Below are 25,362 nucleotides of genomic sequence, written 5' to 3'. Positions count from 1 at the left end.
CGTAGCGATCAAGCGGAATAATCAACGTGGCCGCGCTCAAGAGAAGCGCCCACCCATTAACGACCGTATTCGTGCAGACGAAGTACGCCTTATCGACGCTGAAGGCGAGCAGAAAGGGGTTGTACCCTTTCCCGAGGCTCTGGCGATGGCTGAAGAGGCAGGCATGGATCTTGTTCAGATTTCCAATGCTGACCCTATCGTTTGCAAGATAATGGATTATGGGAAATTTCTTTTCGAGCAGAAAAAGCAGAAATCTGCCCAGAAGAAGAAACAGAAACAGATCCAGATCAAGGAAGTTAAATTCCGTCCTGGTACGGATGAAGGCGATTATCAGGTCAAGCTTCGCAACCTGATCCGCTTTCTTGAAGACGGTGACAAGGGTAAGGTTACCCTTCGTTTCCGCGGACGCGAGATGGCGCACCAGGAGATCGGGCGCAAGCTGATGGAGCGAATCGAGGGTGACCTTGAGGAGCTTGCAGTAGTTGAATCGCGTCCGAAAATGGAAGGTCGGCAGATGATCATGATGCTGGCCCCCAAGAAGAAGTGATCCAACGGCTCCCTAACTGGTGCGTCTAAATGGCGCACCGGCCCTGGATTTTCTTAATAAAATGATGGAGCATTTATTATGCCTAAAGTAAAGACAAATCGCGGCGCTGCCAAGCGATTCAAGAAGACTGCCAATGGCTTCAAGCACAAGCAGTCCTTTCGTAGCCACATCCTGACTAAGAAATCGACCAAGCGTAAGCGTCAGCTGCGCGGGATGAAGCAGGTCCATGATGCTGATCGTCAGCTGATTGCACGTATGCTACCCAACCTTTAATCGTCGACTATTGATTTTATCAGGAGAAAGCTATGCCCCGCGTTAAACGTGGTGTCGTCGCACGCCGTCGTCACAGCAAGATTCTTAAGCAGGCCAAGGGTTACTACGGAGCGCGCTCGCGTACCTTCCGTGTAGCCAAACAGGCAGTCATCAAGGCCGGTCAGTATGCATACCGTGACCGCCGCCAGCGGAAGCGTCAGTTCCGTGCCCTGTGGATTACCCGTATCAATGCAGCAGCACGCATTCACGGTCTGTCCTACAGCAAATTCGTTGCCGGCCTGAAGAAAAGCGGCATCGAAATTGACCGTAAGGTGCTGGCTGATCTGGCTGTTCATGAAAAAGCTGCATTTGGTGCTATCGTCGAGAAAGCCAAGGCTGCTCAGTCGTAAGACTACATGTCCCTGAACGGGATCTGTAATCGCATCGTAAGGGAAGAGCATGCCGCTCTTCCCTTATTTTTTGTCTATCCACTGATGCCCTCGGGTGTTGGAATGGATCAGAGTCATTTGTCAGTGGAGCTAACGGATGGATCATCTTTCTGCGTTGGTCATCGAAGCAGAGCGAGCAATCGATGACGCCGAAACAGCGCAAGTGCTTGATGAATTGCGCGTTCGCTATCTGGGCAAGAAGGGTGAGCTCACCGCTCAGTTGAAGGGCCTTGGCAAGCTGTCGCCGGAAGAGCGCCCAAAGGCAGGCGAGGCTATCAACCGAGCCAAGCAGTCGCTTGAACAAGCAATTGAACTGAAAAAAGATCAGCTGAACCAGGCGGCCATGTCTGCGCGGCTTGCCTCTGAAACCGTTGATGTCACCCTGCCTGGCCGAAGTGTGCCTGCAGGCGGATTGCATCCGGTGACACGCACCCTTGAGCGAATCGAGCAGCTGTTTACCCACATTGGATATCATGTGGCGGAAGGTCCCGAGATCGAGGATGACTTCCATAATTTCGAAGCACTGAATATTCCCTCGCACCACCCGGCGCGGGCCATGCACGACACCTTCTATTTTGATGCCACGCGTCTACTGCGTACGCATACCTCGCCGGTGCAGGTCAGAACCATGAAGGCGCAGACACCTCCCGTTCGGCTTATTTGCCCCGGCCGCGTTTATCGATGCGATTCGGATCTGACGCATAGTCCGATGTTTCATCAGGTAGAGGGTCTGTTTGTTGATGAACATGTAAGCTTTGCCGATCTCAAGGGTACCGTTGAAGCTTTTCTGCGAGCCTTCTTTGAGCGTGATGATCTTGATGTTCGTTTTCGCCCCTCGTACTTTCCCTTCACCGAGCCCTCTGCCGAAGTGGATGTACAGTGTGTAATGTGCCTGGGCGATGGTTGTCGAGTTTGTTCACATACCGGTTGGCTTGAAATCATGGGCTGCGGCATGGTGCATCCGGAGGTGTTCCATCATGCAGGAATCGATGCTGACCGGTATTCCGGATTTGCCTTCGGGATGGGGGTAGAGCGGCTTGCCATGCTCAGGTATGGCGTTAACGACCTGCGTCTGTTTTTTGAAAACGATCTGCGTTTTTTGCGCCAGTTCCAGTAAGTGAAAGGCTAGCGAGGCCCTATGAAAGTTTCAGAGACATGGTTGCGCGAGTGGGTTTCACCAGCATTGGACACTCAGGCAATTGCAGATCAAATCACCATGGCCGGTCTGGAGGTCGATGGTATTGAGCCGGCCAGTGCTGATTTTTCAGGTGTTATTGTTGCGCGTATTGCTTCCATTGCGCCGCATCCCGATGCCGACAAGTTGAACGTCTGCCAGGTCGATACCGGCAGCGATAGCGTTCAGGTAGTGTGCGGAGCTTCCAATGTAGCAGAAGGGCTGTACGTTGCGTTTGCTCAGGTGGGCGCTGTACTGCCTGAAAACTTCAAGATCAAGAAGGCAAGGCTGCGCGGTGTTGAATCCTTCGGCATGATTTGTTCGGCTTCCGAGATTGGCCTTGAGGAAGGTACCTCGGCCGGAATTCTTGAGCTGCCGAAAGAGCTGACCGTGGGAGACGACCTTCGAGAGGCTCTGTCACTGGATGACCAGGTTATCGAGGTCGATCTCACGCCCAACCGGGGCGACTGTCTGAGTATTCAGGGTGTGGCCAGAGAGGTCGGTGTATTGAACCGGCTTGATGTCCGGACACCCGATTTTCAATCGGTAGCTCCGGTTATTGATGATGCGCGTGATGCGGTTATTCAATCGCCTGATCTGTGCCCGCATTATCTGGGACGAGTAGTGCGCGACGTAACAGTTTCTGCGCCGACGCCTGTCTGGATGAAGGAGCGTCTGCGCCGCAGTGGTGTACGTTCGATTGATATCGTAGTGGACATAACCAACTATGTACTGCTCGAGCTCGGTCACCCGATGCATGCATTTGATCTTGCCAGGGTAAATGGGGTTGTATCCATTCGCACTGCACGCTCCGGTGAGCGTCTGACACTGCTTAATCAGCAGGATGTTGCGCTTCGTGATGACACGCTGATCATCGCCGATGAATCCGGGCCGCTGGCCTTGGCAGGGGTCATGGGTGGAGAGGCATCGAGCGTTACCCGTCAGACAACTTCTCTTTTTCTGGAAGCTGCATTCTTCACGCCGCTGGCCATTGCCGGCAGGGCGCGTTCCTACGGCCTTCATACGGATGCTTCTCATCGATATGAGCGGGGGGTTGACCCTGAGCTGACCGTACAGGCCATGGAGCGAGCAACACAGCTTCTGGTTGATTATGCCGGGGCCAGACCCGGGCCGGTCACGGATGCCTCCGGCGGTCGCCATTACGGCAGAACCTCGCCCATAGCCCTGTCTTCACAGCGTGTTGAGCGGGCATTGGGTCTGGCGCTGCCTGATGAAGATATCCAGGACATTCTGACGCGACTGGGAATGGAAGCCAGGGCGGTCGGTGAAGGAGAGTGGTCTGTATCTGTACCCAGCTGGCGCTTTGATATCAGTATTGAAGCTGATCTGGTCGAAGAGCTTGCCCGTATCCATGGCTATAACCGCATGCCGGTTCGCTATCCTGACATGGCGCTGGCACCTGAAGTGCAGCATGAGCATCGTATTGGCCCATCGCTGATTTCGCGGTGTCTTGTCGACCAGGGGTATCAGGAAGCGATCACCTACAGCTTCGTGGCACCTGAGCTGCAGCAGCAGCTGTTGCCGGATGCCGAATCACCTGCGCTGCTGAATCCGATTTCAACGGATATGGCTGTCATGCGGGCCGGCCTCTGGCCCGGTCTTTTAAAGACACTGAAGCACAACCTCAACCGGCAGCAGGATCGTGTTCAGATCTTCGAGATCGGTCAGGTCTTCAACGGGGGGCTTGATAACCTGTCCCAGACCAGCCGGATTGGTGGGCTTGTTTACGGTAATCGTTATCCGGAAGACTGGCACGGTCGTCAGGGGCGCCTCGATTTCTTTGATATCAAGGCGCATGTGGAGGGGTTGATGGCCCTGGGCGGCAGTGCTCGCCAATGGCGGTTTGCTCCTCAGTCTCACTCGGCGCTTCATCCCGGGCAATCTGCCTGTATTTATGATGATGAGACGGCAATTGGCTGGGTAGGAGCACTTCATCCCTCCATCCTCTCTGATCATGGCATCAAGGGAGATGTGCTTGTCTTCGAGCTGGCTCTTGATGCCGTGGAGCAGCGCACCGTTCCACGTTTCAAGCCCTTGTCCCGTTATCCGGAAGTACGTCGTGATCTTGCTGTGGTCGTTCCGGAGACTCTGCCTCTTGGTGATGTTGAAAACGTTATCCGCAGTCAGGCGGGAGAGTGGCTGGTTGACTGGCGTCTATTCGACGTTTATCAGGGCAAGGGGGTTGATGAAGGCTACAAGAGCCTGGCGGCAGGCTTGACCTGGCAGCATCCATCGCGCACCCTCAATGATGAAGAAGTCAGTGAATGGGTGGCTCGAATTGTTGATGAGCTTGGACAGCGATTCGGCGCTACTCTTAGAGGGTAATTACAACGGAGAAACAGGGCATGAGTGCACTGACCAAAGCGGAACTGGCTGAGCATCTGCATACCGAGCTTGGGTTGTCCAAGCGTGATGCCAAGGATATGGTCGAAACCTTTTTCGATGAGATTCGCGGATGTTTGCGTGAGAATGAACAGGTCAAGCTGTCAGGCTTTGGTAACTTTGATCTTCGCGACAAGCGTGAGCGTCCTGGACGCAACCCCAAGACCGGTGAGGAAATTCCCATTTCCGCACGTCGGGTAGTTACCTTTCGCCCTGGTCAGAAGCTCAAAAGCCGTGTGGAAACCTACAGTAATGCCAAGGCTCGTGAGGCCTGAGCGGGCGAATGTTTGTCTGTTCGAAGACTGTAATGAAAGGGCGCCTGCAAGGGCGCCCTTTTGATACCAGTAGTATGTAAATGCTGACCTACCTTATTCGGAGTTTATCGTGTCTACCCTGAATATATTTGTGGCCACTGTATATGGTGGTGCGTTGGATGTGGCTGAGCAGGTACAGCCGCTGTTTGAACAGGCCGGCTATACCGTGACGATTCATGAAGATCCGCCCATGGAGTCAATTACTACCGCGCGTGCCGATCTTTCCCTGTTCTGCATTTCCACGACCGGCAGTGGCGATGTTCCGGGCAACCTGCTTCCCTTTGTTGAGTCCATTCGTGATCAGCATCCCGATCTGTCGGGCCTTCGCTATGGACTTGTGGCATTGGGGGACAGTTCCTACGCAGAAACGTTCTGTGGTGCCGGCCGATCACTGGATGCTCTGCTCAGTGAATGTGGGGCGCGTCGTATCGGGGACCGGCTTGAAATCGATGCCATGGAAACCTTCATGGCTGACGACGCTGCCATGCCATGGGTCGAACAGTGGATAGATAGCCTGTGATCAGTGAGCCCATGAGTGCCGGTCGGCTCTCTTCATTGTGGGCCCTGGTGGGTACCATGCTGGCCTCGCTGCCATGGTTCTGGTGGCAGCATGATATGACGCGCTGTCTTTTATTGGGCCTTGGTATCTTCGCCGTGGCAGCGCTGGCTGTTTTCCAGCAGCGCGTACGTTTTGACGGTGAGGGGCGGCAGGTAGCAAGAGGGGTGATTCAGTGGCTGATGTGGTGGCTTTTGGCAGCACTTATGCTGGGTATTCTAGCCTGGTTTAACGTGGGTAATACCGCGCAGGTGAGTGGAGGAGCATTGTTCTGGTCCACGCTCTCAAGGGCTGCAGTGGTAGCGTTACTGATTCACGTACTCAGGCAGTGGCGACAGCGGTAAGCTGCCTGACCTTTCAGCAGTAGCCCTGACCGAAAAGCGCGGCCTGGCCGCGCTTTTCTTTTTTTCAATCCGGTGCCTTCAGCACCCTTTGCCGCACTGATGCATGGTCATTCAAGCGTGTAGCAGGGCACATATTCGGCTGCTCCAGGTAGTTTCATGCGCCCCTGAGCGACAAACGAGGTGAGCAACTCGTCAAGGCGTTTCATCATCTCGGGCTCTGCATTGAGCTTGAAGGGGCCCTTTTCTTCAATGGCACGAATGCCGTTTTCCTTCACATTGCCGGCGACAATCCCGGAAAAGGCGCGACGGAGATTGGCGGCCAACGCGTGAACTTCCTGATCCTTGTGCAGGGGCAGTGATGCCATGGCATCATGGGTGGGCTCGAACGGCTGCTGAAAATCATCGGCAATCTTCAGGCGCCAGTTGAAGTAGAAGGCGTCCTGATGCTCGCGACGAAAGCTCGCCACATCGTCCACTCCCTGGCGCATGAAGCGAGCTACTTCCACGGCATCATCAACGATAATGCGGTAGAGATTGCGTGCCTTCTCACCCAGGGTGTACTGGATGAAGGCATCGATCTTTCTGAAGTATTCGGCGCTTTCCTTCGGGCCGGTAAATACGACCGGGAAGGGCATGCCTTCATTTTCAGGGTTCAGCAGGATACCCAGCAGGTACAGGATTTCTTCTGCGGTACCGACGCCTCCCGGGAACACGATAATGCCATGGCCCATGCGAACAAAGGCTTCCAGCCGTTTCTCGATGTCCGGCATGATGATCAGCTGATTCACGATCGGGTTGGGTGACTCGGCGGCAATGATGCCTGGCTCGGATATGCCAAGGTAACGGCCATGGTGTCGACGCTGTTTGGCATGCGCTACATTGGCTCCCTTCATGGGGCCTTTCATGGCACCTGGGCCACAGCCGGTGCAGATATCCAGGTCTCTCAGGCCAAGGTGATACCCCACGGATTTGGTGTAGTCATATTCTACCCGGTTTATCGAATGGCCTCCCCAGCAGACTACCAGGCTTGGGTCATTCGATGAGGCCAGTACGCCGGCATTGCGTAGAATATGAAACACCGCATTGGTGATTCCTTCGGAAGAAGTCAGGTCAAACCGGGACTGGTTCTGAATCTCATTGCTGACATAGACAATATCGCGCAGCACGGATGACAGTAGCTCACGAATCCCACGAATCATCTTGCCGTCAACAAATGCATGGGCCGGGGCATTGGTGATCCGAAGCCGCACGCCTCGGTCCTGCTGCAGTACTTCTATATCAAAATCGTGATAGGTCTCAAGAACGCTGCGGCTGTCATCGGTCAGCGCACCATAGTTGAGGATGGCCAGAGCACAGCGTCTTAAAATGTCGTGAATGCCACTGGCGGAGGTGTCCCTCAGTCGATTGACTTCCTGCTGTGACAGGACTTCCAGACTGCCTTCCGGTGAAATAATGGTCGAAACCGTATCTGTCATGGTGCTGTGTTTCCTTGCTGTTCCGCATTGTGGCAGGCGTTCTGCCAGAGTTCGGTAATGCGCTGGCGATCGGTATCGCCCATGTGATCCTGATCAAAGGCAGTCAGTAGCCAGTGTTCGAAGGTTTCATCAAAATCGTCGGCCGTGACATCGTCGGCGTTGTAATCGGCCATTTCCTGTACTAGTTCTGTTTGCGGGATCAAGTAGCCCAGTGCAAAAAGGTCGTCCTCGGCTGCCTGGCTTTCCATATGCAGTAGTTGTTGCTTGATGGCGTCGCCGCGTGCGAGAAAAAGATCCTGCATATCTGCCTCTGTCTGGTTGAATGGTGTCAGTAGCCACTACGTGGGATGCTACCATGCCGAACGTGACTTCTCAGCGCTGCGCGCAGGTTGCGTCTCTGGTAATATGCCGGAGTATGACCGCAGGTCAGACAGTAGACCGTTGATGATAGATGCCCCCCCTGGATGATCGAGCCGGCAGATCCCTGATGTTCAATGCCCAGTATTTTCGTACCTTTATCACGCTTGTCGAAACCGGCAGTTTTACACAGACTGCGGGTAAGCTCGGCATGACGCAACCTGGTGTCAGTCAGCACATCAGAAAGCTTGAAACCTATCTGGACAGGACACTCCTGCGCCGACACGGGCGCCGATTTACCCTGACCGATGCCGGCCGGAGAGCCTATGACTATGCAGTCAAGCTCTTTGCTGAACATGAGCATTTCAAGCATTCACTGGACGATGAGTCGTCTCATGCAGGTGAGTGCCGTATTGCCAGTCCTTCCAGCATAGGCCTGATTTTTTATCCCTTTGTACTGGGATACCAGCAGGTCTACTCCGGATTGACCATCAATTATAATTTTGCCTTTAATCAGGAGATTGTCCAGGACGTCCTGGCGGGCCGCTATGATCTTGGACTGGTCTCTGATCAGGTCAAGCATTCCGAGCTGACCTTTACCCTCTGGCATCATGAGCCCCTGTGTCTGGTCGTACCGGCCGATTTTCGTGGTAATGGACTGACCGAGCTGATGGCACTGGGTTTTATCAATTACTTCGATGGCATCAATAATGCCACGCAACTGCTGCGTGAGAATTTCGCGGATGAGTTTCGCTCCATGAGCCATGTACCGCTCAAGGGGTATACCAACGATGTGGGTGTGGTGCTGGATGCTGTAGCACGCGGGCTGGGGTTTACTGTCGTTGCCCGCTCGGTACTTGAAACATCTCCGTGGCAGCGACAGGTGCTGGAGGTACCTCTGGCCACGCCAGCGTATGAAGCCTTTTATCTGGTTACTCGTACCGGCACCGAGCTGGCTCGCCGTTATGATCAATTGCTGACGGACTTTCGCGAGCAGCGCCATGCCACGTTATATGGCTATAGCGAACAGCCTCCTGCGGCCAGATAAGCATGAGTTTGAGGTACTGATGAAAAGCCCACCTGCTGGTGGGCTTTCTGCTTTTGGATTTCGGTATCAATCGTTGCGGTAATGATCGATGGAGGGGCACGAGCAAATCAGATTGCGATCGCCGAAAACATTGTCGACCCGGTTGACCGAAGGCCAGAACTTGTTGGCCGTATCCCCGGCAGGAAACAGTGCCAGGTCCAGACCGTAAGGCCTGTCTGTCTGCGCCAGCATGTCGCGGTGAGTGTGCGGGGCGTTGACCAGTGGGTTATTGTCGGCCGGCCAGTCGCCATCCTCGATGCGTTGTATTTCGTGGCGAATCGAAATCATGGCATTGCAGAACCTGTCCAGTTCCCGCAGGGACTCCGATTCGGTCGGCTCAATCATCAATGTTCCGCCGACAGGGAATGACATGGTCGGGGCATGGAAGCCGTAGTCCATCAGCCGCTTGGCAATATCCTCTTCGGTAATGCCGGTGGCCTGTTTGAGGGGGCGCACATCCAGAATGCATTCGTGTGCCACCTGTCCCTTGTGTCCCCGATAAAGAACCGAGTAATGGGGGGCCAGTTGGTGCGCGATATAGTTGGCGTTGACAATGGCCAGCCTGCTGGCCTGAGTCAGGCCACTGGCGCCCATCATCCGGATGTAAGCCCAGGAAATCGGCAGAATGGATGCGCTGCCAAACGCGGCGGCTGAAACGGCCATGCTGCCTGGCTTGCCGCTGTCATGTACATGATCGGGCAGATACGGTGCCAGATGTGCCTTGACGCCGATAGGGCCCATGCCCGGGCCTCCACCGCCATGTGGTATGCAAAATGTCTTGTGCAGGTTCAGGTGAGAGACATCACCGCCATAATCGCCTGGTCGGGCCAGCCCTACCTGTGCGTTCATGTTGGCCCCGTCGATATATACCTGTCCGCCGTAGCGATGAACAATGTCGCAGGCCTGCTGCACGTTTTGTTCAAAGACACCGTGCGTGGAGGGGTAGGTCAGCATGATGGCGGACAGATTGGCCTGATGCTTGTCTGCCTTGCTTTCCAGATCCGCGATATCGATGTTTCCTTCGCGATCGCAGTTCACTACCACAACATCCATGTCGACCATGGTCGCCGAGGCAGGATTGGTGCCATGTGCCGAGGAAGGGATCAAGCAGATACGGCGATGGCCTTCCCCCTGTGCGGCCTGGTAGCGGCGTATGGCAATCAGCCCTGCATATTCCCCTTGAGCGCCCGAGTTGGGCTGCATGGAGATTCTTTCATAGCCGGTAATGGCCGTCAGAAATCCGGATAGTTCCTCGATCAGCTGTTGATAGCCTGCGGTCTGATCACGAGGAGCAAAGGGGTGGATATCGGCAAATCCGGGCCAGCTGATCGGCGCCATTTCCGCTGCGGCATTGAGCTTCATGGTGCATGACCCCAGTGGGATCATGGCATGTACCAGAGACAGGTCCCGGTTTTCCAGGCGCTTCATGTAACGCATCAGCTCGGTTTCGCTGTGGTAGCGAGTAAATACCGGATGAGTGAGGTAGTCCGACTTGCGCATGAGATCGCCGGGAAGTCCGGTCAGCGCCTGATTAATCACCTCTTGGTCCAGTGCGCTCAGGTCGGGTGCCGAGTCTGCAGTAATGATTCCAAGCAGGTCGGTGACGTGTTCGCGGGTGGTGGTCTCATTCAGACTGATGCTTACGCCACCATCGTCGCGGTAGTAGAGGTTAATACCCTGTTTTAGCGCACGTGAGCGAAGCTCACTGACCGCGAGACCATCAAGGGTCAGCGTGTCAAAGTAGCGTGAATGCCGCACCGTGATTCCGGCGTCCTGAAGTCCCTTGAATAGCAGGGTGGTCAGTCGATGAATCCGGCTGGCGATGGTGTGAATGCCTTTGGCGCCATGATGCACTGCATAAAATCCGGCCATATTGGCCAGCAGGGCCTGGGCGGTACAGATATTGGACGTCGCCTTCTCACGGCGTATGTGCTGCTCCCGAGTCTGCATGGCCATGCGCAGGGCCAGTTGACCCCGGGTATCGCGTGAGACACCGATAACCCGTCCGGGCATCATGCGTTTCAGGGCATCACTGACGGCAAAGAAGGCGGCATGGGGACCACCAAAGCCCATGGGAACACCAAAACGCTGACTGTTGCCCAGTGCAATATCGGCCTGCCAGGTGCCGGGTGCTTCCAGTACCGCCAGACTCATGAGGTCGCAGGCGACGGCAATCATGGCCTTTTGGTCGTGTGCAGCACTGATCAGCGACGGCAGATCATGAATATAACCACTTTCACCGCTGTACTGGATCAGCGCGCCGAATACGTCATGTTCGCAGAGTGATGCTGCCGGGCCGGTAATAATCTCTATGCCCAGATAATGGGCACGTGTCGCAATAACGTCTTGTGTCTGGGCAAGCACGTCATCGGCAACGAAAAAGGCATTGCTGGTGTGCTTGCGGTTGGCACGGCGGCACAGGGTCATTGCTTCGGCCGCGGCCGTGGCCTCATCCAGCAGTGATGCATTGGCAATGGGCATGGCGGTCATGTCCATGACCATCTGCTGGAAGTTCAGAAGGGCTTCCAGCCGGCCCTGGGAAATTTCCGGTTGATAGGGCGTATATGCCGTATACCAGCCGGGATTTTCGAGCAGGTTCCTTGTGATCACTGATGGCGTATGGGTGGGGTAGTATCCCTGACCCAGATGGCAGCGAAATACCTGGTTGCGCTCCGCAATCGTCTGCAGTTCGCTCAGTGCCTGAGCTTCACTGCAGGGGGGAGCAAGCTGTAGCGGCTCGCTTATGCGAATGGGGTCAGGCAGGGTATTGGCCAGCAGTTGCTCAACGCTTTCGAGCCCCATGGCCTCCAGCATGGTGGGCAACGTTTCATCGTCAGGACCATTGTGGCGAGCCGGGAAGGCATCAGAATGATCAAGAGCGTGAAGCGGGCGAGAATCAAAGGTCATGCACAAGCCCCTTGCATCATCAGAAGTGTAGTTGGGAGGTGAGGCAGGTCTAACATGCTGTGCTGGCGCCCCGGCGAGGCCGGGGGCCTGAAGGCGACGTATCAGCCTTCCTGTTCCAGCAACTGGGCGTAGGCTGTCGCTGACAGCAGGTCTGACAGTTCTTCCTGATCGCTCAGTTTGACCTTGATGAGCCAGGCATCTTCATAAGGGCTTTCATTCACGCTTTCAGGCGCATCTTCAAGGCTCTCGTTGACGGCAATGACATCACCGGTCAGGGGGGCGTAAAGGTCTGACGCTGCCTTGACCGACTCGATGACACCGAACTCCTCGCCTGCTTCAATTGCCTGACCAACTTCCGGCAATTCGACGAACACAACATCACCCAGCGCGGACTGGGCGTGATCGGTGATGCCAAGCGTAATCGTGCCATCGCCGTTGTCGAGCACCCATTCGTGACTGTCACTGTAAAGAAGGTTCTCGGGAATCTGGCTCATCGTTATTTTCCTGTTGAAAACATGGGGCGTTAATGGCGTTCGTCGAGGGAGGTGCTGTGCCACGTGGTGACGTGTTGCACCGGTGTACTCGACGAAACCCTAGAGTGGCGTCAAAAGGGTCGCACGTCCAGCCCCTGTGGGGCTGTGAATGAGACCCTCTTGAAGAACCATGACCCTGGAGTACACTCTCAGCCATGCTGTATTGCTGACAAGGACGGTGCAGGGGGTGATGCACCAGAAGAAGCAAACGCTACGACTGTCATGTTGCAGATAAGGCACGTAATAACAAGGGAGATAAAATGTGGAACAAGTGACAGCGATGGTACAGTCAATCAACGGTGTGGTCTGGGGCCCGGTCATGTTGATTCTGCTGCTGGGGGTGGGGCTGTTCCTGCAGGCCGGATTGCGCCTGATGCCGGTGCTTCGTCTGGGAACCGGATTTTCGATGCTCTGGCAGGGGCGTCAGGCCGGCAGTGGCGACAAGGGGGAAATTTCGCCGTTCAATGCCTTGATGACGTCACTTTCCGCCACGATTGGTACCGGCAATATTGCCGGGGTGGCTACGGCGATTACCCTGGGTGGGCCCGGTGCCGTATTCTGGATGTGGGTGACTGCGCTGGTGGGGATGGCCACCAAATACAGTGAAGCGGTATGTGCCGTACGTTTTCGTGAAACCGATGAAGCGGGTAACCACGTGGGTGGCCCGATGTATTACATCAGGAATGGGCTTGGCAGGAACTGGGCCTGGCTGGGAGTATTGTTTGCCCTGTTTGGTACGGTGGCCTCCTTTGGTATTGGCAATACCGTGCAGGCCAACTCCGTAGCGGATGCGCTTTTCACGTCATTCAACATCCCGGCCTGGCTTACGGGCATTGTCATCATGGTGCTGGCGGGCAGTGTCATTCTGGGTGGTATCAAGCGTATTTCTGCTGTTGCCGGCAAGCTGGTGCCACTGATGGCGGTGGCGTACTTTCTGGCGGGCATCGTGATACTGGTCATCAATGCCGATGAAATCATTCCGGCGCTGGGGCTGATCATCGAGCATGCCTTCACACCGGCTTCTGCCACTGGTGGCTTTGCCGGGGCGGCCGTGGCATCTGCCATTCGATTTGGTGTCGCACGGGGGGTTTTCTCGAACGAGGCGGGTCTGGGGAGTGCTCCGATCGCCCACGCCGCTGCGCAAACCAGTGATCCGGTACGCCAGGGGCTGGTGGCCATGCTCGGTACCTTTATTGATACGCTGGTGATCTGCACGATTACGGCGCTGGCCATCATTACTTCCGGACAATGGCTGAGTGGCGAAAGCGGGGCGGCCCTGACCTCCATGGCATTTCGCCATACCCTGCCTGGCCCTGGGGACTATATTGTGGCCATTGCCCTGGCCATCTTTGCCTTCACGACCATTCTTGGCTGGTCCTATTACGGTGAGCGATGCTTTCAGTTCCTGTTTGGTGCCAGGTTCTGCATGGTGTATCGCGTGTTGTTCGTGCTGGCGATTCCTGTTGGTGCCATGGCGCATCTGGACTTTATCTGGCTGCTGGCGGATACCTTCAATGCATTGATGGCAATCCCCAATCTGATCGCGTTGTTGATGCTGTCTCCCGTTGTCTTTTCACTGACCAGAGAATGGTTCGCGCGCGAAGCCGCACATACACCCTCATAACGTTACCCTGCAGGCCCGTGAATCACGGGCCTGCTCTTCTTCATGGCAGGAGCTTTCATGACAACACCACATCGCACACCCCTGTATCCTCTACACGAGGCGCTGGGGGCCAGGTTCGTTCCATTTGCTGGATATGATATGCCTGTTCACTATCCTGCGGGCGTCAAGCAGGAGCATGAACATACGCGCCGTGCCTGTAGTCTGTTTGATGTATCGCATATGGGGCAGATACTGCTTTACGGTGATGAAGCCGCACAGGCACTGGAAACACTGGTGTGTGCCGACCTTGTTGATCTGGCGCAGGGCAGGCAGCGCTATGCCCTGTTCACCACCAGCACCGGGGGTGTTTATGATGACCTCATGGTCGCCAATCAGGGTGATTGTCTTTATCTGGTCGTCAATGCGTCCCGAAAGGACAATGACATGGCGCTATTGCGTACCGGATTATCGGGGGATGTGCGCATTGACATGCAGGAGCGGGCGTTACTGGCGCTTCAGGGCCCGCAAGCGGTAGATGTGCTGGCGGATTTCAATCCGGCTGTCAGAGACATGACATTCATGGATCACCAGCGAATGACGTTTTCGGATATTCCGGTCTGGGTCAGTCGGGCTGGTTATACCGGCGAGGATGGGTTCGAGATCTCCGTATCGAGTGAGCAGGCCGTTGAGCTTGCTCAACGGCTGCTGGCATATGAACAGGTTGCGCCAGCAGGCCTTGGGGCGCGGGACTCACTGAGGCTTGAAGCAGGGCTATGTCTGTATGGGCATGACCTGACAGAGCACACTACACCCATCGAAGCGGCTCTGCCCTGGGCCATTGGCAAGGCACGGCGGCAGGGCGGCGCACGTGAGGGCGGGTTCCCGGGTGGCGATGTGATATTGACGCAACTGGCCAACAGGGATCATCTCCAGCAGCGTGTAGGACTAATTGCAGAAGGCCGTGCCCCGGTACGAGAGGGCGCAGAGCTCTACAGCGAACAGGATTCTCGTCTGGGAGAAGTATGTTCCGGTGGTTTTGGACCGACCATTGGAAAGCCCATCGCCATGGCCTATCTGCCGGTTGATTTTTGCCAGCCGGGAACTCGGGTATGGGCGGAGGTGAGAGGCAAGCGGCATGCCATGACCGTAACGACCACTCCATTTGTGACACCGGGTTATGCGCGCTGATTTATACCGTTATCTTGCTCGTTGAAAAATTTATCGAAAGACGTGGCGAAACGTAAGGTTGATACGGGGAGATTGATGACGCTGGCGTGGAGGCAGTGAATGTTGCCAGTCTGTCTGCACGCCGGGGCCCATCAACAGGACGCTGCCGTGCTCCAGTGGGATATTGAACGAGGGTGTCAGTGTCCTGCAGGCAGGATCAGCACGTCTGAGCCGAAAATCCCGCGTGGCTCCCAGGCTCAGGGAGGCAATGACAGGCTTGCTACCCAGTTCAGGTTCATTGTCACTGTGCCAGCCCATTCGGTGCTGGCCATTTTCGTAGTGATTCAACAATACGCTATTGAACGCTGGAGCATCGGGCAATAGCTGACGAGCAAGCTGGATCATCCCGTCTCGCAGGGACGCCACCGTGGGGTGCCAGGCAACCGGTATGAACTGCTGATTGGAGTAGCGGTAGGCCGCATCTGGATCACCCATCCAGATCTGTTGTCGTGGGATGGGGTGCCGTTTGCCAAACAGGGTGATATCGGGCTGCTCCCACAGGGGCAGTGCCAGAAGCTCCTCGAATACCTGCCAGGCGCGGGTGCCATCCAGTGCATCAGGCAGGTACCAGAGGGGCCAGTCTTCCAGCACCCGATGTGATGTCACGACAGGGAAATAAGAATGATACTGAGCTCGGCCAGCAGGAACCCGATGAGGGCACCGGCGGCGACATCCGTCAGGTAATGCAGCCCGAGAATGACGCGAGAAAGAATGACCAGAGCAGCAAAGGGGAGTACCGCCCACAACAGTTCAGGAACAAACGTTGCTGTCAGTGTCGTGAACATGACGGCGTGAAGCGTATGGCCACTTGGAAAGCTGTAGCGATCCAGCGGGGGCATCGTGCAGGGAATTTCAAAGGAAATATAAGGCCTTTCTCGACAGAGCCGGTTTTTCAATAACCGGTACAAAAGTCCGCCCACGGCTGCTGTCAGTCCAAATTCCACTGCCAGAAGCCAACCATGCATGCCCTTGAACAGGGGGATTGAAAAGCACAGCAACACCCAGGCAGGCCAGTCTCCCAATCGGCTGGCAATTCTTAAAATCCAGAGGACAGGGCGGTAGGCCCCCAGTCGAGACAGCCTGTGGCATGCACGCCATTCCAGCATATCCAGACGCTTAAACATTAGAGAGCTGCGCTCTTGCATCACTCACCTCCTGTGCCTGATGCAAATACTTGATAAATTGGTCACAAATGGATGACCACGTCAGTGATAACACGCGCTCGCGCGCTGCTTCTCCCATTTGGCGAACATGCTCCGTGTCCTCAACCAATGAAAGCGTAGCGTCAATAAATCCCTGATCGTCAGTGTAGTCGACCAGTTGTCCTTCCTGCCCGTGCTCAATCAACTCACCGGCCGCCGCGTAATTGAAGGCAATGCAGGCCAGACCGCTGGCCATTGCTTCTGTAACCACATTGCCAAAGGTTTCCGAACGCGAAGGGAAGATGAAAATGTCGGCGCTGGCATAATAGGCCGCCAGCTCATCACCCTCCCTGAACCCGGCAAAAATGGCCCAGGGCAAACGGGTTTCCAGTTCCCTTTTCATGGGCCCATCGCCGACAAACACCGCCCGGACATCAGGATACCGCTCATGCACCTGCTCCAGTGCCTGGATCATCAGGGGCATGTTCTTTTCGGCAGCGAGCCTGCCGACGTACAAAAATACCAGAGTATTATCCTTCGCCTTCCAGTCCTGCCTGAGTGAGGCACGACGATGTGAGGGTGAAAACCGCTCATTGTCCAGTCCGCGTCCCATGACTTCAACATTGTTGTAGCCGTAGTTTGTCAGGGCATCCGCCTGGAAGCGGGTGGGTACCAGCGTCACCGCGGACCGATTATGAAAGCGGCGTAAAAAGGGCCGAACGAAGGGGCGCAGTACCTTCAGCATGATGTAATGCTGACTGTATTGATCAAAATTGGTATGAAACCCGCTGACAACGGGAAGGCCAAGGCGCCTCGCTGTATTGAGGGCACTTAGGCCCAGCGGCCCCTCAGTGGCGATATAGACAACATCAGGGCGATGAGCCTTCCAGAACCGAGACAGCCGATGCGAACAGGGTCTTCCCATGCGAACCCCTTCATAGTCAGGGATCGGAATGGAGCGGACCTGAAGCTCGTGAGTGACATCCGGGTCGGTTGAGCCATCAAGAGGAACCGGGCGAATCAGCTGCAGCTCGAAGCCACGCGAGACCAGCTTACCGGCGAGCTGATGAAGCGTATGGGCCACGCCATTGATTTCGGGTGCCCAGGTTTCACTGACAAAGGCAATGCTGGTCATGGGGGGTTCCTGACCGGATGGCGTTTGCTGAAGAGTATGTTCAGTCGTCATGACAGCATCGCGTAAAAGAAATGATAATTGAATGACGTCTCACTTTAGCACGCGCCTTGGGTCGACCGGATGCCCCGCCTTTCTGATATCGAATAACAGGGCGTGTTGTGAGGCCTGCTCGCGCGGAGCAACACGGCAAACAGGTGTGCCGGGCATTACCTGTTGTCCTTCCCGAACGTCGGGCGTGCCGCAATAGGCAAACACTGTCTGCATGTTACTGGCGTGATGAATAATGACGACATTGCCCAACTGGCGCATATTGCCGGCAAACTTTACCACACCTGCGCTGACGGCGCGGGCCGTTCGATCATTTCCAGCCAGTAACATCATGGGTTGCAGCGTGCCTCTGGCATCTTCACCGAACTCGCGCGTCACTCGGCCGTCTCTCAATGGCCATGGCCAGTTGTGCGCACTGGCCGGAAGGGTAATGTTGCTGGGCCGTGATCTGGGAGCTGCGGCCACACGTGTAGAGGCAGAGACGGGGACACTGATCAGGCGGCCTACCTGCAGGGTTCTGGGGTTCACCTGACGGTTCGACTGACTTATTGCCGCGGCTGATGTGTTGAAGTGTGCTGCAATACGGCCAAAGGTATCGCCCGGCCTTATCTGATAGCGGTAAGTGCCGCTTCCTGGTGCACGCTCCTGCCGTGACGGCATCATCAGCCGCTGTCCGACCTTCATGTCACGAGCATTGATCCCGGGGTTGAAGCGTTGGAGCCGCAATACCGGTATGCCATAGCGGTTGGCCAGACGGTGCATGGTATCACCACGTTGTATGGTTACCCAGCCGCCGCTTCCCGACGAGGAGGATATTGATGCACACCCGCTCAACAGAGTGGCCATCAGGAAGAAGAAGAGGACAAGCGTTGATCCTTGTCGTGCCACAGAGTATTGACCCATGTATGAAACCGTTGTTTGCGTTCGACATCCGTCAGCCCGGCAGAATGCATCCAGGGCTCGACGGGAAGTTGGTGAATGGTCAGCTTGATCAGACCACTGCGACCACACAGAAAATCCCAGAACCGGCTTGATCCCTGACTATAGTCCAGGGTGACATCCAGAATACCCGACAAGCGATCCCCCAGCATTGACAGTACAACACCAATACCTCCAGCCTTTGGTTTCAGCAGGTGGGTGAAGGGGCTGTGCTGTGCCGCTTTCTTTGCTGGCGTGAAGCGTGTGCCTTCAACGAAATTGTAAATGGCAACCGGAGTATGGCGAGCACGCTGGCACAGTCTGCGCGTTGCTGCCATGTCTCTGCGTGAGGCACTGACAGAACCCTTGCGATACATCAAGGGGAACTCTAGTGCCCACCAGGCCAGTCCAATGACCGGAATCCATATCAATTCGCGTTTGATGAAAAAGCGAGGCACGGGGACCTGGCGGCGCAGGGCCAGTTGAAGCAGCAGAATATCCGTCCAGCTCTGATGATTGGAAATAACCAGCCACCACTGGTGAGGAGACAGGTCATTCGGGCGTGTCAACGCTATGGAAGGACGCAGTACATGTCGAATCCAGAGATTATTGAGATCAATCCAGTAGCCCGCGATGCGATTCAGCCCCGCCAGACAGCGAATCTGCAGGCGCTCTGAGGGCACTAAAAGCTTGATTAATGCCAGAAAATAAAAGGGCAGCGCACACAGTAATGTATTGATCGCGAGATAGCACAGGCTGGCACAGCCTTTCATGAAATACATCCATCGCCCTCGGAAATTTGCCAGAAAAAGCCGAAACTTATCAGCGCATTGTGCATAGTGGCAGCTGTTAAAAGCAACCCGCAAGCCATGGCTGTAGATGGTGTTCAGCCGACGACTGCGCTGCCGTCCAGAGACATTGAAATCAGCGTAGCAACAGATTGGTAGACGTGAGGAGTTTCCATGGTTCAATTTATACCGTTATCTTTTTTGTAAAAAATAAATAAAGAAAAAGTTTATAACGGAGCGAGATTAATTCATGACTTTTGAAAGCGCTCTACGCACACTTGCCAGGTAACCTTCACCAAACAAGTGGAGATGGTTGAGCAGTGGATATAGCTGAAAGAGAGCACATCGTTCAGGCCAGTCCGATGGCTTGTTTCCATCCCAGTACGCTTCACTGAAGGCTTCAGCAGGACTCGCGAAAAGCTCAAACAAGGCAAGATCCATATCCGGGTAATGCCAGTATACTGCCGGATCAATCAATGCCGCGCCATCAGGCGTGTAAAGCACATTGCCATGCCAAAGATCCCCATGGACAAGGCAGGCAGGGCGATGTTCAAGCCATGTTGGCAAGTCGTCATAAAGCTGGGCAAGGTCAAGCATGTCCAGCTCGGAGAGGTAGCCCTGATGATGACATCGTGATGCAAGAGGCTTTAGCCGGCGTTCGATCAAAAAGTCCCGGCCATCCAGTGTCAGTGTGTTGTCCTGAGGTGTTGGTCCAGCATAGGTTGTGCCATGGAATCCATGCTGCTGCTGGCGTGTACCAGCATGAAGGTGACGAAGTTCCTCTCCAAGAAACGCTGCTCCGAAAGGCCCTGATGGCTTCTGTGTGATGAAATTCATCACCAGAGCATCATCCATGTGCGCAAGACAGCAGGGAACGGTCAGGCGAGTATCTGCCTGACGAAGCGCTTCAAGGCCGATCGCTTCCGCCCGAAGAACAGAGGGTAAGCCAAACTTGACGACAATCCGCCCCTGCCGCGTTTCTGCCTGATAAACCTCGCTGATATCTCCGCCCTGTAGAGGAGTCAATGTGGACATGAGCTGAATATCATGGGCCTCAAAGACCGGATGGTCACTTCTCATCATGAGACATCTCTTGAGTGGTTTCCTGAGGTATATCCGTGGTCGTCCTTTCTTCCTGAGGGCGTTTCCTTTCACGGCGCTCCTTGCGCTCTTCATCAGCTTTCTGACCCTTTTGAAACAGGGCATAAAGTTCGTCCATCGCAACGCGGTCGCTCTCAAGCAGGGCGTCGTTATCATTCCTGTGGCGATAGGAGGATCTGAAAAGCTCGTTATCGAAATCCCTGAAGGTGCGCACCGCTTCAGCAGCGTTGGCGCTGGGAAACCCGAGACCACGCAGAATATCGCCGCTCATTTCCATGCTGGCACCGAATGTTTCGCGTACCAGATGGGTCACCCCAAGCTCCATCAATTGCCAGGCGTGATGACGATTGCGTGCTCGTGCATAAATCTCGAGATGAGGAAAATGTTGTTTGGCCATGCGCGCGATGTCGAGCGTTGCCTGAGGGTCATCAACAGCGATAACCAGTACCTTCGCCTGCTCGGCACCAGCGGAGCGGAGCAGATCATGCCGCGAAGCATCTGCGTAATAGATGCGCGAGCCGAACTTGCGGATGAATTCGACCTGCTTGATGTTCGGGTCCAGCGCCGTGAAATTGATCCCCTGAAGTTTGAGAATACGGGCAATCATTTGCCCCACACGCCCCAGACCTGCAATCAGTACAGGAGGTGTTTCATCATTGTCTGCTGTATCAAAGGAACGTTTGGGGGCAAGTGAATGCCCCCAGCGCAGGGCAAGCCGATAAAGAAAGGGAGTCAATGCCATGGAGATGGTTACAGCGGCAATGCACAGGCTGGCTACGCGCTGGCTGAATACGCCGGCACTGACTCCGGCAGTCAATAGCACAAAGTCAAACTCTCCTCCCTGGGAAAGTATCGCTGCCAGCGGTGGTATTTCGGCTCGGGGAAGGCGAGTCAACCAGCCGATGGCGGCCAGAATGGCGGTTTTGATAAGCAGCAGTAGTACGGTAATGGCAAGCACCAACAGGATATTTTCGCCGACCAGTACCAGGTTGATGGACATTCCTACGCCAATGAAGAATAGCCCCAGCAAAATACCCTTGAAGGGTTCGATATTCGCTTCCAGCTCATGACGGTAGACGGTATCAGCCAGCAATACACCTGCCAGAAAGGCCCCGAGCGCCATCGACAGGCCGGCCCATTCCATCAGCAGAGCCATGGCAAGCACCATGAACAGGGCCGCGGCCGTGAACACTTCATGCAGTTCACTTCGTGCGACCAGGCGTAGCACTCGCGGAAAAATAAAGCGTCCGACCAGAATGGCGGCAATGACGGTACCGGCACTGCGTAACACGCCAATGGCGAGTTCGCTGGAACTGGCCAGGGCACCGCCCGCAAAGAGTGGCAGCACCGCCAGCAACGGGATGACGGCCAGATCCTGGAAGAGCAGCATGGAAAAGGCAGACTGACCGTGCGCGGTGGTCAGGTGCTTGTTCTCGTTGAGTACCTGCAAGGCAAACGCGGTAGAGGAGAGCGCCAGTATAAATCCGAGCAGTAATGATGACCCCAGTTCCAGTTGCAGCAGCCAGCCAATGCTGGCCAGCAGCAGCCCACTGATGACCATCTGGGCGCTGCCCAGTCCCATGAGTCGAAGGCGCATTCGCCACAGGCGCTTGGGCTCCAGTTCAAGACCGATGACAAAGAGCAGCATCACTACGCCGAATTCGGCAAAGTGCAGCACTGCCTCAGGTTCGGAAAATACCTTGAGAAGGGAAGGGCCGAATAGAATACCTACAAACAGGTAGCCCAGAATAGAACCAAGTCCCAGTCGCTGAAATACAGGGACAGCAATAATGGCAGCGCCAAGCAGCAGGGCAGCTTCAAGAAGAAAAGGCATCGACGGTTCCTCGTGTACGATGCCCTTATGCTAGAACGTGACGACGGTTCGTCGCCAGTTCATTGATGGATCAGGATGTTGCGAGAAGGGCGTTTTCCTGCACATAGGCGTTGAATTCGGTGAAACCACCGATATGCGCTTCATCAACAAAGATCTGTGGCACGGTATTTACCGGTTTACCAATCGTTTTTTCCATGTCGGCCTTGGTGATGCCTTCTGCATGAATATCGATATAACGGTAAGTAAAGTCACTGCGCGTGCTGGCAAGTTCATCAGCCAGGTCCTTGGCACGAACGCAGAAAGGGCAGCCGGGGCGGCCAAAGATAACAGTAAACATTCCAACTCCTGCAGGACATCGACCCGCAATGGGGTGTCATTGATTTTGAAAACGAGGATGACTGAATCCGTAGCGAAGCACTAATGAATTCAGTCAACATCGATTATTGACCAAGTATATCAGAGCTCGTAATCAAAGATATTGCGGTCTGCCTTTTCCAGCAGGGAGGCCAGCTCGCTGTAAATGGCAGGCGCTGAGGTCACCAGGTTTTCGCCATACAGCTCTTTCGGTATACCTTCCGGACACGGATAAAGATGACCGGTACGTGCACCGGCCTCTCGTGCAATCAATAATCCGGCCGCGAAATCCCAGGGGGAAGTGCTTTCATAATAGGCGTCCAGCCGTCCACAGGCGACGTCACACAGATCCAGTGCCGCCGATCCGTTACGGCGCACATCACGGCAATTTTCCAGCACCGCACGCAATCGCCGCAGTAACGGAAGCCGGGCATCCCTGTCATAGGGAAAGCCCGTGCCGACCAGTGCCTCGGCAATGTGCTTGCATTCCCTGGGGGCGATGGCCTCGTTATTGCACCAGGCGCCTTCGTCCCGTATTGCGGTAAAGGTCTCGCCCAGAAACGGCGCGTGTACGACACCGATCTGAACCTTGCCCTTTTCGGCCCACGCAATCGAAACGGCGACGTGGCGTTGGCCATGGGCAAAATTGACGGTGCCGTCGATGGGGTCAATGATCCAGAGGGCGCGGCTGTCGGTAATTGCATCCTTGTCGGGCATCAATTCCTCGGACAGGCGTGCTTCATCACCAAAGTATTGATCCAGAGCGCCACTGATATAGGTATCAACGGCAACATCGACATCAGTTACCAGTTCCGACCCATCCTTGTAGCGCTGCCCAAAATTACTGTTCTGTCGCGCCTCGATAATGCGGCGGCCCGCTTCCTCGGCAATTTCCACAGCCTTGTTCAATCGATCTTTCAGCAACATGAGTGCTCGCCTTAAGCCAGAAGTGTCGGGGCAGTTTACCGGCGAACCGGACGTTTTTGCAGTTTACGCTGCAGTGTGCGCCGGTGCATGCCGAGGCTGCGGGCCGTCGCGGAAATATTGCCGTCGTTTTCCTGCAGCACCTTCTGGATGTGTTCCCAGGTCAGTCGATTGATCGAGGGCGGATTGTCGGCAATTTCCGTGTCCGGGTCTCCCATGTCAGCCCGCCCAAGTGCGGTTAGAACGTCATCGGCATCGACTGGTTTGCACAGATAATTGTGAGCACCGAGTTTGGTAGCCTCTACCGCGGTCGCAATGCTTGAGTAGCCGGTAAGGATAATGACCTTGCAGGATGGATTGATGGTCAGGATTTCGGGAAGAAGCTGCAGGCCCGAGCTGTGTTCAAGCTTCAGGTCAAGGGTGGCATATACCGGCGGCGTCGCCGTTGCCAGTGCGATGGCCTCATCGTGATCGGCAGCGGTCATGACGCGATAGCCCCGCCGGGTCATTGCACGTGCCATGACCTGTCTGAACAGGTCATCATCATCGACGATCAAAAAGGGAATATTGTCAGCCATTGCCGAAACGTCTCCTGTAGTTCGATAAGTGCTTATAGACTGCTGTTGACGCGTGGCAGCACCACTTCGGTCAACGTACCGCCATCTTCATGGTTGTAAAGAGTGACGCTGCCGCCGAATCGGTTGATGGTGGCGTGCGTTAGAAACAGCCCTATGCCCATTCCCTTGCTTTTGGTAGATACAAAGGTTTGTCCGAGCTGATCGGCAATCTCCATCGGTACGCCCTCGCCGTGATCACGTATATCAATGGTAACTTGTGTATTGTCCCAGTCCAGCTGGATATCAATGCTGGCCGGATTGGCATCAGCGGCATTGTTCAACAGGTTCAGTAGCGCCTGCTGAAGAGTATCGTCCGTCGGAATGATGGCGTGGCGCTTACCACTACATTCAAACTGGTGGGTAACATCGGGACGGATTACCAGCCACTTCTGGATGACATTTTCCAGATACTGACGTGCATCCATGTTGTCAGGAGGGCCTGAGCGTCGCCGTTCAGCGGTGGCCACCAGTGAGCGGAGATGGCTTTTGCATTGTTCTACCTGACCCTGTAACAGGGCAATGTCATTGCGCAGCAGGTCATCATCTGCATCTTCCTTCATTTCACCCAGCAAAATGGCCATGGTCGCCAGCGGTGTGCCCAGTTCATGTGCCGTGCCAGCGGCTTGGCTGGCCACCGCCAGAATCTGTTCATTGCGAAGAGCGGCTTCACGGGTATGTGACAGTGTCATGTCCCGATACCTCAAAGCGCGCGCCATCTTGAATACAAAATAGGTGATCAGGCTGGCACACAGAATGAAATTCAGCCACATCCCCAGAACATGAAGACTGATACTTGAACCGGCAATATAGCGTGATAGCTCGGGGATCGGCTGGTAAAACCACATGAGTCCGCTATAGGCAGAAAAGCAGCATCCCGTGGTGAGCAGGGCATAGCGCCAGGGAAGGGTCGCAGCCGCGATGGTGACAGGAACAAGATAATAGGTGATGACCGGGTTATTTGATCCACCCGTAAAGTAGAAAATCACGGTTAGACCGAGAATGTCGATCAACAGATGAGCCAGACATTCGCCGGCGGTGACTGAGCGAGGCCAGCCAAGCCGCCACCAGGTCGCCACGTTGAATAGTCCCATCACGGCAATCGTGACAAAAATAGGCACCAGATAAAGCTGAAAATTCAGTATCTCGATGCCGAAGATAATGGCGACCAGAAAGCCCGTCCATGTAATACCTCGGGCCACGGTAAGAAGGATCAGATTACGGCTGGGCGTTGAAAGGGCCAGCGGTTGGTTGGACATCATGAGCTCCATCGCCC

26 protein-coding genes are annotated in these 25,362 nt (G+C 55.1%); 11 read left to right on the top strand and 15 right to left on the bottom strand.

Going from position 1 to position 25,362, the window contains the following annotated elements; genetic code table 11:
• Positions 1 to 7 precede the first annotated feature (7 nt).
• From infC to OQ287_RS04215, 8 genes are all read left to right on the top strand, one after another.
• Positions 8 to 547, top strand: coding sequence for a translation initiation factor IF-3 (infC, locus tag OQ287_RS04250; protein ID WP_265895905.1), 540 nt, complete (start codon positions 8 to 10; stop codon positions 545 to 547).
• Positions 548 to 625: 78 nt separating this feature from the next.
• Complete coding sequence (rpmI, locus tag OQ287_RS04245) at positions 626 to 820, top strand: 50S ribosomal protein L35 (protein ID WP_265895694.1); 195 nt, start codon at positions 626 to 628, stop codon at positions 818 to 820.
• Between the two features lie 32 nt (positions 821 to 852).
• Entirely contained in the window at positions 853 to 1,209 is a 357-nt protein-coding gene (gene rplT / locus OQ287_RS04240) for a 50S ribosomal protein L20 (RefSeq protein WP_250936914.1), read from the top strand.
• A gap of 136 nt (positions 1,210 to 1,345) precedes the next feature.
• Positions 1,346 to 2,365 carry a phenylalanine--tRNA ligase subunit alpha gene (pheS, locus tag OQ287_RS04235; RefSeq protein ID WP_265895693.1) on the top strand — a complete coding sequence of 340 codons (1,020 nt, stop codon included), beginning with the start codon at positions 1,346 to 1,348 and terminating at the stop codon, positions 2,363 to 2,365.
• A gap of 21 nt (positions 2,366 to 2,386) precedes the next feature.
• Positions 2,387 to 4,768, top strand: a complete 2,382-nt coding sequence (gene pheT / locus OQ287_RS04230) for a phenylalanine--tRNA ligase subunit beta (protein ID WP_265895692.1) — start codon at positions 2,387 to 2,389, stop codon at positions 4,766 to 4,768.
• A 20-nt stretch (positions 4,769 to 4,788) separates the two neighbouring features.
• Entirely contained in the window at positions 4,789 to 5,100 is a 312-nt protein-coding gene (ihfA, locus tag OQ287_RS04225; protein WP_250936905.1) for an integration host factor subunit alpha, read from the top strand.
• 109 nt (positions 5,101 to 5,209) lie between these two features.
• Positions 5,210 to 5,659, top strand: coding sequence for a flavodoxin (locus OQ287_RS04220; protein ID WP_250936903.1), 450 nt, complete (start codon positions 5,210 to 5,212; stop codon positions 5,657 to 5,659).
• Positions 5,656 to 6,039, top strand: coding sequence for a hypothetical protein (locus OQ287_RS04215; protein WP_265895691.1), 384 nt, complete (start codon positions 5,656 to 5,658; stop codon positions 6,037 to 6,039). Before OQ287_RS04220 ends, OQ287_RS04215 begins: the two co-directional genes overlap by 4 nt.
• A gap of 107 nt (positions 6,040 to 6,146) precedes the next feature.
• On the opposite strand, the gene ppnN is transcribed toward OQ287_RS04215, so the two are convergent.
• The gene (ppnN, locus tag OQ287_RS04210) at positions 6,147 to 7,514 is read right to left on the bottom strand and encodes a nucleotide 5'-monophosphate nucleosidase PpnN (protein WP_250936898.1); all 1,368 of its coding nucleotides are present in this window, start codon (positions 7,512 to 7,514) and stop codon (positions 6,147 to 6,149) included.
• Positions 7,511 to 7,816, bottom strand: a complete 306-nt coding sequence (locus OQ287_RS04205) for a hypothetical protein (RefSeq protein ID WP_265895690.1) — start codon at positions 7,814 to 7,816, stop codon at positions 7,511 to 7,513. The genes ppnN and OQ287_RS04205 overlap by 4 nt, the downstream gene beginning before the upstream one ends.
• 185 nt (positions 7,817 to 8,001) lie before the next feature.
• Between OQ287_RS04205 and OQ287_RS04200 the strand changes: the two genes are divergently transcribed.
• Positions 8,002 to 8,919, top strand: coding sequence for a LysR family transcriptional regulator (locus OQ287_RS04200; protein WP_250936894.1), 918 nt, complete (start codon positions 8,002 to 8,004; stop codon positions 8,917 to 8,919).
• Between the two features lie 66 nt (positions 8,920 to 8,985).
• On the opposite strand, the gene gcvP is transcribed toward OQ287_RS04200, so the two are convergent.
• Complete coding sequence (gcvP, locus tag OQ287_RS04195) at positions 8,986 to 11,865, bottom strand: aminomethyl-transferring glycine dehydrogenase (RefSeq protein WP_265895689.1); 2,880 nt, start codon at positions 11,863 to 11,865, stop codon at positions 8,986 to 8,988.
• A 101-nt stretch (positions 11,866 to 11,966) separates the two neighbouring features.
• Positions 11,967 to 12,359 (bottom strand): glycine cleavage system protein GcvH, encoded by a 393-nt coding sequence (gcvH, locus tag OQ287_RS04190; protein ID WP_250936892.1) that lies wholly within the window; start codon positions 12,357 to 12,359, stop codon positions 11,967 to 11,969.
• A 319-nt stretch (positions 12,360 to 12,678) separates the two neighbouring features.
• Between gcvH and OQ287_RS04185 the strand changes: the two genes are divergently transcribed.
• Positions 12,679 to 14,022: an alanine/glycine:cation symporter family protein gene (locus tag OQ287_RS04185; protein WP_456152071.1), complete on the top strand. Its 1,344-nt coding sequence runs from the start codon at positions 12,679 to 12,681 to the stop codon at positions 14,020 to 14,022.
• Between the two features lie 57 nt (positions 14,023 to 14,079).
• Positions 14,080 to 15,189, top strand: a complete 1,110-nt coding sequence (gcvT, locus tag OQ287_RS04180; protein ID WP_265895687.1) for a glycine cleavage system aminomethyltransferase GcvT — start codon at positions 14,080 to 14,082, stop codon at positions 15,187 to 15,189.
• A 30-nt stretch (positions 15,190 to 15,219) separates the two neighbouring features.
• Here gcvT and OQ287_RS04175 read toward each other — a convergent pair whose 3' ends face one another.
• From OQ287_RS04175 to OQ287_RS04125, 11 genes are all read right to left on the bottom strand, one after another.
• Positions 15,220 to 15,834, bottom strand: coding sequence for an alpha-ketoglutarate-dependent dioxygenase AlkB family protein (locus OQ287_RS04175; RefSeq protein WP_265895686.1), 615 nt, complete (start codon positions 15,832 to 15,834; stop codon positions 15,220 to 15,222).
• The gene (locus OQ287_RS04170; protein ID WP_250936886.1) at positions 15,831 to 16,352 is read right to left on the bottom strand and encodes a phosphatase PAP2 family protein; all 522 of its coding nucleotides are present in this window, start codon (positions 16,350 to 16,352) and stop codon (positions 15,831 to 15,833) included. Before OQ287_RS04170 ends, OQ287_RS04175 begins: the two co-directional genes overlap by 4 nt.
• Positions 16,345 to 17,556 carry a glycosyltransferase family 4 protein gene (locus tag OQ287_RS04165; protein ID WP_250936884.1) on the bottom strand — a complete coding sequence of 404 codons (1,212 nt, stop codon included), beginning with the start codon at positions 17,554 to 17,556 and terminating at the stop codon, positions 16,345 to 16,347. Before OQ287_RS04165 ends, OQ287_RS04170 begins: the two co-directional genes overlap by 8 nt.
• A gap of 39 nt (positions 17,557 to 17,595) precedes the next feature.
• Entirely contained in the window at positions 17,596 to 18,456 is an 861-nt protein-coding gene (locus OQ287_RS04160) for a M23 family metallopeptidase (protein WP_265895684.1), read from the bottom strand.
• Positions 18,399 to 19,244, bottom strand: coding sequence for an acetyltransferase (locus OQ287_RS04155; protein ID WP_322974095.1), 846 nt, complete (start codon positions 19,242 to 19,244; stop codon positions 18,399 to 18,401). The genes OQ287_RS04160 and OQ287_RS04155 overlap by 58 nt, the downstream gene beginning before the upstream one ends.
• 258 nt (positions 19,245 to 19,502) lie before the next feature.
• Positions 19,503 to 20,342, bottom strand: coding sequence for a fructosamine kinase family protein (locus OQ287_RS04150; RefSeq protein WP_265895681.1), 840 nt, complete (start codon positions 20,340 to 20,342; stop codon positions 19,503 to 19,505).
• Entirely contained in the window at positions 20,329 to 22,194 is a 1,866-nt protein-coding gene (locus OQ287_RS04145; RefSeq protein ID WP_265895679.1) for a monovalent cation:proton antiporter-2 (CPA2) family protein, read from the bottom strand. The genes OQ287_RS04150 and OQ287_RS04145 overlap by 14 nt, the downstream gene beginning before the upstream one ends.
• Before the next feature lie 70 nt (positions 22,195 to 22,264).
• Positions 22,265 to 22,531 carry a GrxA family glutaredoxin gene (locus OQ287_RS04140; RefSeq protein ID WP_250936877.1) on the bottom strand — a complete coding sequence of 89 codons (267 nt, stop codon included), beginning with the start codon at positions 22,529 to 22,531 and terminating at the stop codon, positions 22,265 to 22,267.
• A 119-nt stretch (positions 22,532 to 22,650) separates the two neighbouring features.
• Positions 22,651 to 23,475: an inositol monophosphatase family protein gene (locus tag OQ287_RS04135; RefSeq protein ID WP_250936876.1), complete on the bottom strand. Its 825-nt coding sequence runs from the start codon at positions 23,473 to 23,475 to the stop codon at positions 22,651 to 22,653.
• Between the two features lie 35 nt (positions 23,476 to 23,510).
• On the bottom strand, positions 23,511 to 24,050 hold the full coding sequence (locus tag OQ287_RS04130) for a response regulator transcription factor (RefSeq protein ID WP_265895677.1): 540 nt from the start codon (positions 24,048 to 24,050) through the stop codon (positions 23,511 to 23,513).
• Positions 24,051 to 24,082: 32 nt separating this feature from the next.
• Positions 24,083 to 25,348 carry an ATP-binding protein gene (locus OQ287_RS04125; RefSeq protein WP_265895676.1) on the bottom strand — a complete coding sequence of 422 codons (1,266 nt, stop codon included), beginning with the start codon at positions 25,346 to 25,348 and terminating at the stop codon, positions 24,083 to 24,085.
• Between the last annotated feature and the right edge of the window lie 14 nt (positions 25,349 to 25,362).

The organism is Larsenimonas rhizosphaerae (assembly GCF_026240105.1).
Lineage (GTDB): Bacteria > Pseudomonadota > Gammaproteobacteria > Pseudomonadales > Halomonadaceae > Larsenimonas > Larsenimonas rhizosphaerae.
This window is presented reverse-complemented; position numbering and strand designations above follow the sequence as displayed.